Here is a 15,380-nt window from a genome sequence, read left to right as displayed (position 1 = left end):
CTACTGTCCTGCCTTGAGAGACCACTCGGGCCCGTTGGGGGTATCGGTGACCTCGATGCCCGCCCGGATGAGACGGTCACGCACCTCGTCGGCCACAGCCCAGTTCTTCTCGGCGCGGGCACTCTGCCTGCGCTCGAGTTCGGCCCGGACCAGAACGTCCAGGGCATCGGTTGCCGCGGACGCGTCCGCGGTCTCCTGAGTCCAGTGCTCGTCCAGCGGGTCGACGCCGAGGATTCCGAGCATGGCCCGGACCTGCGACGCGATCCCGCGCGCACCCTCGAGATCTCCGCCGTCGAGGGCGATGTTGCCCTCGCGGACCTTTCCATGCACCTCGGCGAGCGCGGCGGGGACGGCGAGGTCGTCGTCGAGCGCGCGAGCGAACGCCTCGGTCCACAGGCCGACCGGAACCTCACCGGCACGTTCCTGCGTGCGCAGGACGAACGACTCGATCCGACGGAACGCCGCAGCCCCCTCGTCGAGCGCGGTGTCGGAGTATTCGAGCATCGACCGGTAGTGGGCACTGCCCAGGTAGTACCGAAGCTCTTGCGGGCGAACCTTTTTCAGCACGTTCGGCACCGAGAGAACGTTGCCGAGCGACTTCGACATCTTCTCGCCACCCATGGTGACCCAGCCGTTGTGCAGCCAGTACTGCGCAAAGTCGTCGCCGGCGCACTTGGCCTGCGCGATCTCGTTCTCGTGGTGCGGGAACACCAGGTCCAGACCACCGCAGTGGATGTCGAACGCGGCGCCGAGGTAGAACTCGGCCATCGCGGAGCATTCGAGGTGCCAGCCGGGACGGCCCCGGCCCCACGGCGTCGGCCACGACGGCTCTCCCGGCTTCTCCGCCTTCCACAGCGTGAAGTCGCGGGGATCGCGCTTGCATTCGCCTGCGCTCTCGCCCTGGTGGACGTCGTCGAGCTTGTGCCCGGACAGGCTGCCGTACCGGGGGTAGCTGCGGACGTCGAAGTAGACGTCCCCGCCCGCCGCGTACGCATGGCCGTTGTCGATGAGGCGCTGCATCATCTCGACCATCTGCGTGATGTGGCCGGTGGCTCGCGGCTCGACGGACGGCGGCAGCACACCCAGCTGCTGGTAGGCCCAGGTGAAGGACCGCTCGAACGTGGCGGCCCACTCCCACCACGGCCTGCCCGCCTCCGCGGCCTTGTTCAGGATCTTGTCTTCGATGTCCGTGACGTTGCGGACGAACGCCACGTCGTAGTCGTGGGCGAGCAGCCACCGCCGCAGCACGTCGAATGCGACGCCGCTGCGTACGTGGCCGATATGGGGGTCGCCCTGCACCGTGGCGCCGCACAGGTACACCGATGCGTGTCCAGGGGCCAGCGGAACGAAGTCACGCAAGGCCCGCGTCTCGGTGTCGAATAGGCGCAGGGTCACGACCAGCGATCCTACCTGGCGCTTCGACCGGGAATGACCAACGCGGTGGCCATGGCGGCGATCCCCTCGCCGCGCCCGGTGAGGCCGAGCCCGTCCGTGGTGGTCGCGGACACCGAAACCGGCGCGCCCAGAATGTCGCTCAGCACCTTCTGTGCCTCGTTTCGGCGCGGGCCGATCTTCGGCCGGTTCCCGATCACCTGGACCGCGGCGTTGGCGACGTCGAAGTCGTCCTCTTCGAGGAGACGGCGTACCTCGGCGAGCATCGCGGCACCGCTCACCCCGGACCACTCGGGCCGCCCGGTTCCGAAGACGGAGCCGAGGTCGCCGAGTCCGGCGGCGGAGAGCAGGGCGTCGCAGAGTGCGTGAACGGCGACGTCGCCGTCGGAGTGACCCGCGCAGCCGTTCTCGTCCTCGAACAGCAGGCCGGCCATCCAGCACGGCCGCCCCTGCTCGATCGGGTGGACGTCCGTCCCGATTCCGACTCGCACTAGTGCGCTCCCTCTTCCACCAGCGCGCGGGCCAGCACGAGGTCCAGCGGCGTGGTGATCTTGAATGCTGTGGGTTCTCCGACGATGCTGCGGACCCGTTCCCCGAGGCGCTCCACCAGGCCGGCGTCGTCCGTGGCGATGCCGTCGGCGGCAGCGTAGGCGCGCCGGAGCAGTTCCGCGGTGAAACCCTGCGGCGTCTGTACGGCCCGCAGTTCGGACCGTTCGGGGGTGCCGGTGACCGCGCCGAGAACGTCGACGGTCTTGATGGTGTCCGTCACCGGCAGGACGGGGATGACCGCATTGCGGCCGCATCGCAGCTCCTCGACCACCCGCGCGATGAGCGACGGTGGCGTGAGCGCGCGGGCGGCGTCGTGCACGAGCACATAGTCGGCGTCATCCGCGACGGCCAGTCCGGCGCGAACCGAATCGGTCCGCTCACTTCCGCCGGCCACGACGGTGACCTCGCCGGGAAGGAGGGTTCGCGTCGACTCGACGAGCTCCTCCGGAACGATCACGACGACGCGGTCGACAGCCCCCGACTGCAGGAGCCCGTCGACCGCGCGTGTCAGCATGGTCGTCCCACCCAGATCAACGAATGCCTTGGGCTTGTTCTCGCCCAAACGTACTCCCTGACCTGCGGCGGGAACCAGCGCGACTACAGGACCTTTTCCGTCGGCCACTGTGTGTATCGCGACTGTCTAGGACGCGGCCGCGAGGACCTCGTCGAGGATGGTCTCGGCCTTGTCGCTGTCGGTGCCTTCGGCCAGTGCGAGCTCGCCGACAAGAATCTGCCGCGCCTTCGCGAGCATGCGCTTCTCTCCTGCGGACAGGCCGCGATCCTGCTCACGACGCCACAGGTCCCGAACGACCTCGGCAACCTTGTTGACGTCACCAGACGCGAGCTTTTCGAGATTCGCCTTGTAGCGGCGTGACCAGTTGGTGGGTTCTTCGGTGTGCGGTGCCCGCAGTACCTGGAAGACCTTGTCGAGACCTTCCTGGCCGACGACGTCGCGTACGCCCACGTACTCTGCGTTGTCTGCGGGAACCCGTACGGTGAGATCGCCCTGAGCAACCTTGAGAACGAGATATTCCTTCTGCTCACCCTTGATGGTGCGGGTTTCAATTGCTTCGATCAGCGCCGCACCGTGATGGGGGTATACGACGGTGTCTCCGACCTTAAAAATCATCTGTCCCGTGCCCCTTTCGATCATTCGAGTTTAACACGTGTCCGGAAGCTGGTCGCATCAACGGTGCAGGTCAGGGGCATCATGGCCTGACCGTAGGGGTTGACAGGGTCCCCGATACGTGCATTCCGGACACCCCGATCGGGCGGTTCTCCAGCGCCGAAACCGCACGCAGACAACCATTGTGAGTACCCAGCGAGCAGGCCACGCGGGCGAACTACTACTCTGCCTAGTTGAAGTGCGAACCTGACACCGGAGGACAACTCGTGACTGCTCTCGACAAGTCGACTCGCCGAGTCGCTACCGCCGTCGCTCTCGCTGCCGGCGCAGCACTCGTGCTGTCCGCCTGCAGCGCGGGCCAGATCACTCAGACGTCGAGTCAGGTCGCCGCGGTCAACGGCAACAGCGCGAACGTCGGCTCGATCGCCCTGCGCAACGTGCACGTGGTCTACCCCAACTCCGCCGAGTACAGCCTCGAGCCGGGCGGCAACGCCGTCCTCTCGTTCATCGCGATCAACAACAACGAGGACACCCCGGACAAGCTGACCCGGATCAGCACCGACTTCGCGCAGTCCGTCACCCTCGGCGACAAGGCGGGCGGGCTGGAGATCGCGCCGCAGACCGCTCTCGTCGCCGGCCAGCCGGGCGAGGACGCCGAAGCGAGCGCCGAGGCCGCCGGTCAGACGGACGAGAGCGCCGACGCACCGGTCGACGTCGTCCTCGTCACCCTGGACGGCCTGAAGGAGGGCGTCCGCCCGGGCCTCACCTTCCCCGTCACGTTCGCGTTCGAGAAGGCCGGCGACGTCACCGTGTCCGTTCCCGTCGACGCGGGCCACGAGACCGAGCGCCACGTCTCCGACACGTCGCCCGGATCCGAAGCCGAGGGCGGCGGACACTAGAAGCCGAGGGCGGCGGACACTAGCAGCCGTATCGGGTCCGCTGTCGGACCCGATACCTAGGCTGGCCCGGTGGCCAAACTCAAAACCAGCTTCCGCTGCTCGTCGTGCCAGTGCACGGTTCCCAAATGGGTCGGCCGGTGCCCCGAGTGCGGTAGCTGGGGATCGATGGACGAGGCCCCGATCGTCGCGTCCGTCGCGAGCCGCCCCGGCGCCTCGCTCGCGAAAGCCGGCGCCGGAGCGGTACTTCCGTCCACCCCGGCCACTCCGATCACGCGGATCGACAGCACGTCCACCCGCGCCAAGCCCACGGGCATCGACGAACTGGACCGTGTTCTCGGCGGCGGCGTGGTGCCCGGTTCCGTCGTTCTCCTCGCCGGCGAACCCGGCGTCGGCAAGTCCACCCTCCTCCTCGAGGTGGTCCACCAGTGGGCCCGCCGCGGCCCGGACGACCGTTCCCTCTACGTCACCGGTGAGGAATCCGCCGGGCAGGTGCGACTGCGCGCCGACCGCACCGGCGCCGTCCACGAGCGGGTCTACCTCGCCGCCGAATCCGACCTCGCGACCATCCTCGGCCACGTCGAGCAGGTGCGTCCCACCCTGCTGATCGTCGACTCGGTGCAGACCATGCTGGCCGCAGACGTCGACGGCGTGGTCGGCGGAGTCACCCAGGTGAAGGCAGTCACCAGCGCCCTCACCTCCCTCGCGAAGGCAAGCGGCGTGCCGGTGCTCCTCATCGGCCACGTCACCAAGGACGGTGCGGTCGCCGGACCACGGTCGCTCGAGCATCTCGTCGACGTGGTGCTGCACTTCGAGGGCGACAAGCACTCCACGCTGCGGATGGTGCGCGGCGTCAAGAACCGTTTCGGCGCCGCCGACGAGGTCGGTTGCTTCGAACTGCGGGAAGACGGCATCGCCGGCATCAGCGACCCGTCCGGACTGTTCCTCCACCACCGCGCCGAGGCCGTTCCCGGTACCGCCGTCACCGTCATGATGGACGGCAAACGGCCCCTCCTCGGCGAGGTGCAGGCGCTTGTGGCGGCCACGTCCATGCCCGCACCCCGGCGCGCCGTGAGCGGGCTCGACAGCGCCCGCGTGGCCATGGTCCTGGCCGTGCTCGACCGCCGGTGCGGGGTGCCGATCGCGAAGAACGACGTCTACGCGGCCACCGTCGGCGGAATGCGGATGACCGAACCGTCCGCCGATCTCGCGCTGGCCCTCGCCGTCGCGTCCGCGGTGAAGGACAAGCCGGTTCCGGACGGACTGGTGATCCTCGGCGAGGTGGGACTGGCCGGCGAGGTCCGCCGGGTACCCGGCGTCGGGCGCAGGCTCGCGGAGGCCCACCGCCTCGGATTCACCCGCGCCATCGTTCCCCTCGACTCCGGGGCGGCCCCGAAGGGCATGAAGGTCACCGAGGTCGGGAACCTGGGGGCAGCCATCGCGTCACTGCGGTGACGGTCGGATCGAGATGTCGCTCAGATCGACGACGTGCCGAACGGGCGCTCCGGCACGCCGTCCACGAAATCCTTGGTCTTCTCGAAGTGCTCGGCGGTGACGGTGAGAAACAGTCCCCGCGACGTCGCCACCACCACGTCGGGGTCGGCCGTCGGCCCCTCGACGATGCGCGCCTCGGCGCTCGCATACACCTTGCGGCGGACCGATCCGTCGATGCGTGCGTGGAATTCGAGGACGGAACCCAGCGGGATGGGCCTGGCGAAGTCGATCTCCAGATGACCCGTGACCACCGGACCGTCGACGATCGATCGGCACACCATGCCCAGCGCCTCGTCGAACGCGGTCGAGAGGATGCCCCCGTGGATCACTCCCGGACCGCCCTGGTAGCGGGGTGCCACCTCGAGTCGGCCCCACACGTCGAGCCCCTCCCCGGCCGTGAAGCTCATCGACATCCCGGCAGGCGACTGGTCGCCGCACCCGAAGCACCGTGACCAGTGCTGCGGCACGGGCTGACCTGCGGCGGGGAAGCTGCCGACCGGTGCGGGCAGGGTCAGGTCGTCGGGCAAAGTCCAGGTACTACTCATGGATAGGTAATCTAAACGCGGGTCCGGACGTGTTTACGCGGCGGTCCCCGACAAGTGACGTCTACCTCAGCGGGAGTATTGCGCGATGAACGATGCCGAGTCGTCGGCTGCGCTGCGCGAAACGATAGCCCGGCTGGCTCCCGGTACGGCACTTCGCGACGGCCTGGAGCGCATTCTGCGCGGTCGCACGGGCGCGCTGATCGTCCTCGGCTATGACGAGCAGATGGAAGAGATCTGCGACGGCGGCTTCGAGCTCGACGTCGAGTTCGCGCCGACCCGTCTGCGTGAGCTGTCGAAGATGGACGGCGCCGTGGTCCTGTCCACCGACGGGTCCCGCATCGTGCGCGCCAACGTCCAGCTGGTCCCCGACCACAAGATCCCGACCGTCGAGTCCGGCACGCGTCACCGCGCCGCCGAGCGGACGGCCATGCAGACCGGGTACCCCGTGGTGTCGGTCAGTCAGTCGATGAGCATCGTCAGCGTGTACGTCGGCGGCATCCGGCACGTCATCGACGGGTCCGCGACGATCCTGTCGCGTGCCAATCAGGCGGTGGCCACCCTCGAGCGGTACAAGGCACGGCTCGACGAGGTGACCCGTCAGCTGTCGGTGGTCGAGATCGAGGATTTCGTGACACTCCGCGACGCCCTGACCGTGGTGCAGCGCCTGGAGATGGTGCGCCGCGTGTCCGTCGAGATCGAGCAGGACGTCCTCGAACTCGGCACGGACGGGCGTCAGCTCGCACTGCAGCTCGAGGAACTCGTCGGCGACAACGACGTGGCGAGGGAACTCATCGTGCGCGACTACCTGGCCGGCACCGGCCCGGCACCGGCCGCGGATGTCGCGAAATCGCTCTCTGCGCTCGACCGGATCACGGACGCAGACCTTCTCGACCTCACGACGCTGGCCCGGGCGTTCGGCTATCCGGGCACCATCGAAGCGCTCGAGGCGCCGATGAGTCCTCGCGGCTACCGCGTCCTCACCCGCGTTCCCCGACTGCAGTTCAACCAGATTCACCGGCTCGTCGGCTCGTTCGGGACGCTGCAGTCGCTGCTCGCCGCGACCGCCGCCGACCTGCAGTCGGTGGAGGGAATCGGCGGGCTGTGGGCCCGGCACATCCGCGAGGGCCTGTCCCGGCTCGCCGAGACGTCGATCTCCGGCCCGTACGACTAGGGCCTGTTCTCGTCCTTACTGCCGGCGGTCGGGGCCTGCTTCTCCGACCACGGATTCCAGTGCGACCCGGACCGCGTCCAGGTGTTCGGCCATGGCGCGGGCGGCCTTGTCGTAGCTTCCGGAGGCGATGCCCTCCACGATCCGGTCGTGCTCGTCGTTCGACTTCTGCTGCCGCCCCGCAACGAGATTCAGCGTTTCGGACTGCCGGGTGAGCGCCTCGCGGATGTCGACGATCACGGATTCGAACACGCGGTTCCGGCTCGTCCGGGCGATGAACGCATGGAACTGCGCATCCAGGGACACCCACACGAGGGGATCGTCCTCGTCCCGCATCTGGTCCACCAGGCCGCGCAGGGCGGCCAGGTCTTCGGCGGTGTGCCGCTGCGCCGCCCATCCGGCGGCGGGAATCTCCACGTGCGGGCGCGCCTCGACGAGTTCGTTGGCCGCGTAGTTCCCGAAGTCGAGGTCTCGGGCGATCGAATCGCTGACGACGAACGTGCCGAGGCCCGACTTCGTCTCCGTGAGTCCGAGCGCATGGCACGACCGCAGTGCCTCCCGGATCACCGACCGGCTGACCCCGTGCCGCGCCGCGAGGGATGCTTCGGACGGAAGTCGTTCACCGACCGACAGCTCACCCGACGTGATCGCGTCACGAAGATCCGCGAGGACCGCCTCCGCGGCGCTGACCCGCGCCGTGACAGGACGCCTGGCTGCCCAGCTGTCTGACAGGTTCATGGGGATATTCTGCTCACGCCCCGCCCGCAGCGTCAATACGGAACACCCCCCGGGGTTGACGCCTGCAAGTGAGCGAGGTAACAATTGCACCTGTCTGACAGCCTGGCAGGTGGATAGCCGGGTGGCTCGACCGAGAAATCTACCTCTTCGAGCAGCAGACTCCGTCCACCGCATCCGTGCAGAGCAGCAGCTCGCGCGAATCCCCGTGAGGAATGATCAAGTGCTCGAAACGCGAACAGAACACGATCTGCTCGGCGACCGCCAAGTGCCTGCGGATTCCTACTGGGGAATCCACACGCTGCGGGCCGTGGAGAACTTCCCCATCACCGGCCGGCCGATCTCCACCAACCCGTATCTGATCCGCGGGCTCGCCTACGTCAAATGGGCCGCGGCAACCGCCAACGAGAAACTCGGGATCCTCGACCACCGCCGGGCCGACGCCATCGGGCAGGCGTGCCGGGAGATCGTCGACGGCCGCTGGCACGAGCAGTTCGTCGTCGACGTCATCCAGGGCGGCGCCGGGACGTCGACGAACATGAACGCCAACGAGGTGATCGCCAACCGGGCACTCGAGATCCTCGGACACGGGCGCGGGGAGTACGCGGAGCTCCATCCCAACGAGCACGTGAACCTCAGCCAGTCGACCAACGACGTCTACCCCACCGCGGTCAACATCGCGACGATCTTCGCGATCGACGACCTGCTGGACGCGATGCGCGTCCTGCAGGAGGCCTTCGCGACCAAGGCGGTCGAGTTCACCGACACCGTGAAGATGGGGCGCACCCAACTCCAGGACGCGGTGCCGATGACACTCGGCCAGGAATTCGCCACCTACTCGGTGATGATCGACGAGGACCGCACCCGCCTCGACGAGGCCGCTCTCCTCGTCCACGAGATCAACCTCGGCGCCACCGCGATCGGCACGGGCCTGAACGCACCCGCCGGCTACGCCGAGGCAGCCTGCGACACGCTGCGGGAACTCACCGGATTCCCCCTCGTCCTGGCCACAGACCTGGTCGAGGCAACCCAGGACGTCGGTCAGTTCGTCCACCTCTCGGGCGTGCTCAAGCGGATCGCGGTCAAGTTGTCGAAGGTGTGCAACGACCTCCGCCTGCTGTCGTCGGGGCCGCGCGCGGGCCTGAACGAGATCAATCTCCCACCGGTACAGGCCGGTTCGTCGATCATGCCCGGCAAGGTCAATCCGGTGATCCCGGAAGTCCTCAACCAGGTGGCCTACGAGGTCATCGGCAACGACGTCACCATCACGATGGCCGCCGAATCCGGGCAGCTCCAGCTCAATGCGTTCGAGCCGATCATCGTGCACTCCCTGTCCGAGGGGATGCGCCACCTCGGCGCCGCCTGCCGGATCCTGGCGGACCGCTGCGTACTCGGCATCACGGCCAACACCGATCTGCTGCGTGCCCGGGTCGAGGACTCCATCGGACTCGTCACCGCGCTCAACCCCTACATCGGCTACACCGCCTCGACTCGGATCGCGCAGGAAGCGCTGGTCTCCGGCCGCAGGGTCGCCGACCTCGTGATCGAGGCGGGTCTGCTCGACCGCGAGGAACTCGACCGCCTCCTCAGCCCCGAGCACCTCGCCAACTTGAGAGCGTCCGGTTCGCCACGGCAGACACCCGTCGCCGCTGCCGCGGAGGTGGTCTCGTGACGATCGAGAAGGACGACACCTCCGGCGTAGACATCTTCGTCGAGGAAGACCTCGGCTACCGGAAAGCGCTCGGCCCCAGACAGATCCAGATGATCGCGATCGGCGGAGCGATCGGCACCGGCCTGTTCATGGGCGCGGGCGGGCGCCTCCAGCAAGCCGGCCCCGCACTCGTGCTCGTCTACGCCCTCTGCGGGTTCTTCGCATTCCTGATCCTGCGGGCCCTGGGGGAACTCGTGATGCACCGACCCACCTCCGGGTCGTTCGTGTCGTACTCGCGCGAATTCTTCGGCGAGAAGATGGCCTTCGCCGCAGGCTGGCTGTACTGGATGAACTGGGCGATGACGGCCGTCGTCGACGTCACCGCCGTCGCGCTGTACATGAACTTCTTCAAGAAGTACTGGGCACCGCTCGGGAACGTCGACCAATGGGTCTTCGCCCTCGCCGCGGTCGTACTGGTCCTCGGACTGAATCTCGTCTCCGTCAAAGTGTTCGGTGAACTGGAGTTCTGGTTCGCCCTCATCAAGGTCGTCGCCCTCGCCGCGTTCCTCGGCTTCGGCATCTACTTCGTACTGTTCGGAACGCCGATCGAAGGACATTCGTCGGGCTTCAGCATGATCACCGACAACGGCGGACTCTTCCCCAACGGAATCCTGCCCGCCGTCGTGGTGATCCAGGGCGTCGTCTTCGCCTACGCCTCGATCGAACTCGTGGGAACCACTGCGGGCGAGACGAAGAACCCACAGAAGGTCATCCCCAAGGCGATCAACACGGTCATCATCCGGATCCTGGTCTTCTACGTCGGGTCCGTCCTGCTGCTGTCGCTGCTGCTCCCCTACACCGAGTACCACGCCGGCGAGAGCCCGTTCGTCACGTTCTTCGGCTCCATCAACGTGCAGGGCGCCGACGCGATCATGAACCTCGTGGTGCTCACGGCCGCGCTCTCCTCACTCAATGCGGGCCTGTACTCCACCGGCCGAATACTGCACTCCATGGCCATGGCCGGATCGGCGCCCTCGTTCGCCGCCCGGATGAACAAATCCGGAGTGCCGTACGGCGGCATCGCCCTCACCGGATTCGTCATCCTGCTCGGCGTCGGACTCAACGCCGTCGTCCCCGCACAGGCGTTCGAGATCGTGCTGAACCTCGCCGCGCTCGGGATCATCAGCGCTTGGGCCGTGATCGTGCTGTGCCAGCTGAAACTGTGGAAATTCGCCAAAGAAGGGAAACTCACCCGGCCCGGTTTCCGGATGTTCGGCGCCCCCTACACCGGGCTCCTGACGCTGGTCTTCCTCGGATGCGTCGTCATACTGATGGCGTTCGATCACCCCGTCGGAACCTGGACCGTCGGGTCCATCGCGATCATCGCCCCACTGTTGGTGATCGGCTGGTTCGGCGCGCGGAACCGCATCCGCAGCCTGGCCTCGGACCGCCCGACCGGATAGCGAGAGAGGACAACAGTGCCGAAAGTCGCCATCGTCACCACCGGAGGCACCATCGCCAGCATGCGGGACGGGCAGGGTGTCAGCAGGCCGGTGGTCGCAGGCCCGGACCTGCTGGGCAATGCGTGGACCGGGACGGAACTCCGTGTCGTCGACGTGATGTCGAAGGACAGTTCGAGCATCACGTTCGCCGATATGGACCGGGTGCGCGACGCCGTCACCGCGGAACTTCGCGATCCCGATCTCGACGCGGTAGTCGTGCTCCACGGAACCGACACCATGGAGGAGACGGCATTCCTGGTCGACCTCCACCACGCCGACCCGCGGCCGGTGGTGTTCACGGGTGCGCAACGCACGTTCGACCACCCGGAATCCGATGCCCAGACCAATCTGGCCGACGCGGTCGCCGCGGGATCGGACCCCGCTCTGCGCGGAGCAGGTGTGCTCATCGCGTTCGGAGGCGCCCTGCACCCGGCGTCGGGTACGCGGAAGGTCGACACGACGTCACTCGACGCGTTCCGATCCGTCCACCCCGCCGGTGTCACCCCGCGGCGACGTCTCGATCCACTGGCGTGGCATCCGATCTCCGGAACCCGCGTCGACATCGTCGCCGCCTATCCGGGGGCCGACCGCGTCCAGATCGACGCGTGCCGGGCCGCCGGGGCCCAGGGGCTGGTGCTCGACGGGCTCGGATCCGGAAATGCGAACCCGGCGATCGTCGAGGCGGTGCGGGACTGCGCGTCCGCCGGGATCCCGGTCGTGGTCACCACCCGGGTGCCGAACGGCCCGACCTCCGCCACGTACGGCGGTGGGGGCGGCGGGCACGACCTCGTCTCGGCGGGTGCACTGTTCTCCACCGACCTCAGAGCAGGTCAGGCCCGCATCCTCCTCGCGGCGCTGCTCGCCGACCCCGAGCACACCGACCTCGACAAGGAATTCGATCGACGCTCACGCATCGACCCCGCACCGAGGATCAGCTGAGGTTGAACGGCTCCGGCGCGCTGCGGAGCAGACCGAGCTGGCCGACCACGGTGTACGCACCGGGCCCCACCGGATCGCGCTGGGGTTCCGGTTGCGTCAGGCAGTCGGGAGCGGACGTCTTGGCCGACCACTTCACGGTGAACTGAGCCTGCTCGCCGGGCGCGAGGGTCCGCACGTCGGCAGCGGACTGCGGGAAGCAGTCGATGTTGGACCACAGCCGCACGGCGCCGTCGATCGTGTAGACGAGCACCTGCTGGAGGCTGCTGCCCAGATCACGTTCGCACGGTGTGGTGCCGATGTTGGTGACGACCGTGGTGAAGCTCGGCTCCTCACCTGCCAGGTACGTCGGCTTGTCGGCGGCCACCTTGATGGCCAGCGACTGGTCCGGGCACTGTCCCGCCGCGACCGGCTGACCGCTCGGAGCAGCGCTGCTCGAGGCACCGCTGCTCGACGCCCCGGACGAACCGGACGTGCCCGAGGCGGCCTCCCCGCCGGCGGCAGCGGCGCCACCGCCGCCGCCACCGGAACCGCCCGATCCGCCACTGGACGTGGACGAACCCGAGGCTGTCGGGGAAATCGACACAGGAGTGGTCAACGAGGAACTCGCTGCCGCCGGATCCGTCTCGGAGTCACCGCCACCACGAAGTGAGTTGATCAACCACACCACGAGCAGCAACACGACGATGGCGCCGCCGATCGCCAGCGCCCTGCGGCGCCAGTAAATCTCGGGGGGCAACGGTCCATTCGGTTCCAGCACGACGTCAACGGTAGTTCGGCGTCGCGCGGCAACGGCTCAGCGGGTGCGGCGTGTCGCGGTCAGTCCGTGAGCTCACCGATGTCACCGACAGCGCCCTGCAGGTGGGTGCGGCCGTCGGACAGCTTGTAGGTGACACCCGCGATGGCGCACGCGCCGCTCTCCACCTTCTCCGCGATGATGCGCGACCGCTGCATGAGCAGGGCACCGGTCTCCACCACGTGGCGGCCCTCGAGTTCGTCGACGGTGCTGAGGCCCTCGCGGCGTCCCATGAGGATCGACGGCGCGACCCGTTCCACGATGCTGCGGATGAATCCGGGCGGCACGTTGCCGTCGTCGAGGGCGTCGAGCGTCGCCTTGACGGCCCCGCAGCTGTCGTGACCGAGCACGACGATGAGCGGCACGTTCAGCACGCCGACGGCATACTCGATGGACCCGAGCACGGCGTCGTCGATCACGTGACCGGCGGTGCGGACGACGAACATGTCGCCCAGACCCTGGTCGAAGATGATCTCGGCGGCGACGCGGGAGTCTCCGCATCCGAACAGGACGGCCGTGGGGTGCTGGCCGCCGACGAGCTTCGCGCGATCGGCGATGCCCTGGCTGGGATGGAGCGAGGTACCGCTCACGAATCTGTCGTTACCCTGACGCAGGGCCTTCCACGCGGACACGGGGTTGGAATTAGGCATGGGATCATTGTGCACCGGGCGTGACGCACCGTCGCGACGGGAATGTGACAACCGCGGAAAATCTGTTTCCCCCGTGAACGAAGGGACTTGTGAGGACGAAGTGGCCGTTGACTCCGCCGCGCTGATCAACTGGTACGACGTACAGGCCCGGGATTTGCCGTGGCGCCGCGACGGCGTCACCGCCTGGCACATCCTGATGAGCGAGATCATGCTGCAGCAGACGCCCGTCGTCCGAGTGGCCCCGATCTGGGAGGAATGGGTGCGGCGCTGGCCCGTCCCGTCCCGCATGGCCGCGTCGAGCCAGGCCGACGTACTGCGCGCATGGGACAAGCTGGGTTACCCGCGTCGCGCGCTGAGGCTCCACGAGTGCGCCGGCGTGCTGGCCGCCGAACACGGCGACGTGGTTCCGAGCGACGTCGACACTCTCCTCGGCCTGCCGGGTATCGGTGCCTACACTGCGCGCGCCGTCGCCTGCTTCGCCTATGGACAGCGGGTCCCCGTCGTCGACACGAACGTCCGGCGAGTGGTGGCCAGGGCCGTGCACGGAAGCGCCGAGACGGGAAATCCGTCGACGACGCGTGACCTCGCCGACGTGTCCGCGCTGCTACCCCGCACCCGCGCGCGGGCCGCCACGTTCTCCGCGGCCCTGATGGAACTCGGGGCCACCGTGTGCACCGCACGCTCCCCCGAATGCGCCCGCTGCCCGCTCCCCAGCTGCGCCTGGGTGGATGCCGGACGTCCCGCGCACACCGGTGAGCGCCGGAAGGTCCAAAAATTCGCCGGAACCGACCGTCAGGTGCGCGGCAAGCTCATGGCCGTACTCCGTGAGAGCTCCTCCCCGGTCGAACGCGTGCGGCTCGACCAGGTGTGGCCGGGCGATCCGGGCCAACGCGACCGCGCCCTCCACTCCCTGCTGATCGACGGCCTCGTCGAACAGACCGACGACGGACTCTTCGCCCTCGCGGGCGAGGGCAGCTAGCTCACACCGGAACCGCTTCGATGACGGATGACCGGGGACCTTGCGTGATCGAATCCAGCGTGAATCCGTGGTCGGTCAACAGTCGGCGCCATTCGGTGATCGTGCGCTCGCGACCTCCCAGGAGAACCAGCATGTGGAGATCCAGCAGAGCCATGGGGTGGGTTGTCGCCGATTCCGGCAGGACCTGCTCGACAATCATCAATCGTCCACCTGGCGGGATCGCTTGCCGGCAACTGCCGAGGATCTTGCCGGCGGACGCGTCATCCCAGTCGTGGAGAATCTGAGACAGCACGTACACGTCACCATCGCCTGGGACGTCGTCGAAGAAGCTTCCGCCCACGACTGTCGTTCGTTCACCGATGCCCGCCGAACCAAACGTCGACGGCGCTTCCGCGACCACATGAGGCAGATCGAACAAAACTCCGCGTAGATGCGCGTGCCGATCGAGCAACCGGGTGATCAGCGCGCCGGTCCCGCCACCGACGTCGACGACCGTTCCCACGTCAGACCAGTCGTGGTCGAGCAAAGGCAGCAAACGCAACTCGACCAGCCCTGCTTGGCCCCGTGCGAACTCATCGGCTGCCGACGGATTCTCGGACAACCATTCGAAGTACGGCTTTCCGAACGCCGTTGAAAACGACTCCTTCCCCGTCCGGATCGAATGCGCTGCGTGCCCCCACACGAGGTAGGCCTCGTTCGACATCAAGCCGACCAAGTGACGAAGCGAGCCCGGAGCGTCTGCCCGCAGAAGCTCACCGGCCTCCGTCAACGCAAATCGCCCTCCACCGACTTCCGCAAACAAGCCTTCCGCGACGAGGACCCGCAGGAATCGACCGAGTGCGTCGGCGTCGGCGCCCACGCTCGCCGCGAGATCGCCGAGCAAGCACGCACCGTCCGCCAATCGGTCGGGCACACCCAGTTCGCAGACGGCTGAAATAGATTGGGACACGATGTATCCCAT

General features: G+C 67.7%; 17 protein-coding genes. 8 read left to right on the top strand and 9 right to left on the bottom strand.

All coding sequences use genetic code 11. The annotated features are described in order from the left end of the window. Genes cysS through carD form a run of 4 tightly spaced genes read right to left on the bottom strand, consistent with a single transcriptional unit; the run spans nt 1 to nt 3,070 of the window. Nucleotides 1–1,395: a cysteine--tRNA ligase gene (gene cysS / locus PSR88_RS22695; protein ID WP_011596856.1), complete on the bottom strand. Its 1,395-nt coding sequence runs from the start codon at nt 1,393–1,395 to the stop codon at nt 1–3. A gap of 11 nt (nt 1,396–1,406) precedes the next feature. Then, nucleotides 1,407–1,883: a 2-C-methyl-D-erythritol 2,4-cyclodiphosphate synthase gene (gene ispF / locus PSR88_RS22690; RefSeq protein WP_009477526.1), complete on the bottom strand. Its 477-nt coding sequence runs from the start codon at nt 1,881–1,883 to the stop codon at nt 1,407–1,409. Then, nucleotides 1,883–2,563: a 2-C-methyl-D-erythritol 4-phosphate cytidylyltransferase gene (ispD, locus tag PSR88_RS22685; protein ID WP_016884135.1), complete on the bottom strand. Its 681-nt coding sequence runs from the start codon at nt 2,561–2,563 to the stop codon at nt 1,883–1,885. The genes ispF and ispD overlap by 1 nt, the downstream gene beginning before the upstream one ends. An 18-nt stretch (nt 2,564–2,581) precedes the next feature. Continuing rightward, entirely contained in the window at nt 2,582–3,070 is a 489-nt protein-coding gene (gene carD / locus PSR88_RS22680; RefSeq protein ID WP_005262216.1) for an RNA polymerase-binding transcription factor CarD, read from the bottom strand. 263 nt (nt 3,071–3,333) lie between these two features. Here carD and PSR88_RS22675 point away from each other — a divergent pair, with 263 nt between their 5' ends. Together PSR88_RS22675 and radA are read left to right on the top strand one after the other, a co-directional pair. Then, nucleotides 3,334–3,966: a hypothetical protein gene (locus tag PSR88_RS22675; protein WP_011596854.1), complete on the top strand. Its 633-nt coding sequence runs from the start codon at nt 3,334–3,336 to the stop codon at nt 3,964–3,966. A 69-nt stretch (nt 3,967–4,035) separates the two neighbouring features. Then, nucleotides 4,036–5,418: a DNA repair protein RadA gene (gene radA / locus PSR88_RS22670; protein WP_037197752.1), complete on the top strand. Its 1,383-nt coding sequence runs from the start codon at nt 4,036–4,038 to the stop codon at nt 5,416–5,418. Between the two features lie 20 nt (nt 5,419–5,438). Here the strand turns inward: radA and PSR88_RS22665 are convergent, their stop codons facing one another. After that, nucleotides 5,439–6,002: a PaaI family thioesterase gene (locus PSR88_RS22665; RefSeq protein WP_037197754.1), complete on the bottom strand. Its 564-nt coding sequence runs from the start codon at nt 6,000–6,002 to the stop codon at nt 5,439–5,441. Between the two features lie 85 nt (nt 6,003–6,087). Between PSR88_RS22665 and disA the strand changes: the two genes are divergently transcribed. Further along, nucleotides 6,088–7,173, top strand: coding sequence for a DNA integrity scanning diadenylate cyclase DisA (disA, locus tag PSR88_RS22660; protein ID WP_016884137.1), 1,086 nt, complete (start codon nt 6,088–6,090; stop codon nt 7,171–7,173). 15 nt (nt 7,174–7,188) lie between these two features. On the opposite strand, the gene PSR88_RS22655 is transcribed toward disA, so the two are convergent. Then, nucleotides 7,189–7,908 carry a FadR/GntR family transcriptional regulator gene (locus PSR88_RS22655; RefSeq protein WP_009477521.1) on the bottom strand — a complete coding sequence of 240 codons (720 nt, stop codon included), beginning with the start codon at nt 7,906–7,908 and terminating at the stop codon, nt 7,189–7,191. A 220-nt stretch (nt 7,909–8,128) separates the two neighbouring features. Here PSR88_RS22655 and PSR88_RS22650 point away from each other — a divergent pair, with 220 nt between their 5' ends. The 3 genes from PSR88_RS22650 to PSR88_RS22640 are packed head-to-tail and all read left to right on the top strand — an operon-like array spanning nt 8,129 to nt 11,997. Further along, nucleotides 8,129–9,577 (top strand): aspartate ammonia-lyase, encoded by a 1,449-nt coding sequence (locus tag PSR88_RS22650; protein ID WP_009477520.1) that lies wholly within the window; start codon nt 8,129–8,131, stop codon nt 9,575–9,577. Further along, nucleotides 9,574–11,019, top strand: a complete 1,446-nt coding sequence (locus PSR88_RS22645) for an amino acid permease (RefSeq protein WP_016884138.1) — start codon at nt 9,574–9,576, stop codon at nt 11,017–11,019. The genes PSR88_RS22650 and PSR88_RS22645 overlap by 4 nt, the downstream gene beginning before the upstream one ends. Nucleotides 11,020–11,034: 15 nt before the next feature. Then, the gene (locus tag PSR88_RS22640; protein WP_016884139.1) at nt 11,035–11,997 is read left to right on the top strand and encodes an asparaginase; all 963 of its coding nucleotides are present in this window, start codon (nt 11,035–11,037) and stop codon (nt 11,995–11,997) included. Here the strand turns inward: PSR88_RS22640 and PSR88_RS22635 are convergent. Next, nucleotides 11,990–12,754 (bottom strand): hypothetical protein, encoded by a 765-nt coding sequence (locus PSR88_RS22635; RefSeq protein WP_016884140.1) that lies wholly within the window; start codon nt 12,752–12,754, stop codon nt 11,990–11,992. The genes PSR88_RS22640 and PSR88_RS22635 overlap by 8 nt on opposite strands. A gap of 59 nt (nt 12,755–12,813) precedes the next feature. Beyond that, nucleotides 12,814–13,440, bottom strand: coding sequence for a carbonic anhydrase (locus PSR88_RS22630; protein WP_005244926.1), 627 nt, complete (start codon nt 13,438–13,440; stop codon nt 12,814–12,816). Nucleotides 13,441–13,540: 100 nt separating this feature from the next. On the opposite strand from PSR88_RS22630, the gene PSR88_RS22625 reads away from it, so the two are divergent. Next, nucleotides 13,541–14,419, top strand: a complete 879-nt coding sequence (locus PSR88_RS22625) for an A/G-specific adenine glycosylase (RefSeq protein ID WP_029539632.1) — start codon at nt 13,541–13,543, stop codon at nt 14,417–14,419. Between the two features lies 1 nt (nt 14,420). Here the strand turns inward: PSR88_RS22625 and PSR88_RS22620 are convergent, their stop codons facing one another. Then, on the bottom strand, nt 14,421–15,122 hold the full coding sequence (locus PSR88_RS22620) for a methyltransferase (protein WP_237724172.1): 702 nt from the start codon (nt 15,120–15,122) through the stop codon (nt 14,421–14,423). 12 nt (nt 15,123–15,134) lie between these two features. On the opposite strand from PSR88_RS22620, the gene PSR88_RS22615 reads away from it, so the two are divergent. Beyond that, on the top strand, nt 15,135–15,353 hold the full coding sequence (locus tag PSR88_RS22615) for a hypothetical protein (RefSeq protein ID WP_237724173.1): 219 nt from the start codon (nt 15,135–15,137) through the stop codon (nt 15,351–15,353). The last annotated feature ends 27 nt before the right edge of the window (nt 15,354–15,380 follow it).

It is taken from the genome of Rhodococcus sp. DK176, assembly GCF_038447315.2.
Taxonomy (GTDB): domain Bacteria; phylum Actinomycetota; class Actinomycetes; order Mycobacteriales; family Mycobacteriaceae; genus Rhodococcus_F; species Rhodococcus_F jostii_A.
Note: the sequence above shows the minus strand (reverse complement) of the source record. Positions and strands in the feature narration are given on the sequence as shown.

Excerpts from the sequence above, each read along its gene's own strand:
- PSR88_RS22630 (WP_005244926.1), bottom strand. The coding sequence starts at position 13,440 with ATGCCTAATTCCAACCCCGTGTCCGCGTGGAAGGCCCTGCGTCAGGGT.
- PSR88_RS22620 (WP_237724172.1), bottom strand. The coding sequence starts at position 15,122 with ATGTCGAACGAGGCCTACCTCGTGTGGGGGCACGCAGCGCATTCGATC.
- PSR88_RS22655 (WP_009477521.1), bottom strand. The coding sequence starts at position 7,908 with ATGAACCTGTCAGACAGCTGGGCAGCCAGGCGTCCTGTCACGGCGCGG.
- disA (WP_016884137.1), top strand. The coding sequence starts at position 6,088 with ATGAACGATGCCGAGTCGTCGGCTGCGCTGCGCGAAACGATAGCCCGG.
- PSR88_RS22665 (WP_037197754.1), bottom strand. The coding sequence starts at position 6,002 with ATGAGTAGTACCTGGACTTTGCCCGACGACCTGACCCTGCCCGCACCG.
- carD (WP_005262216.1), bottom strand. The coding sequence starts at position 3,070 with ATGATTTTTAAGGTCGGAGACACCGTCGTATACCCCCATCACGGTGCG.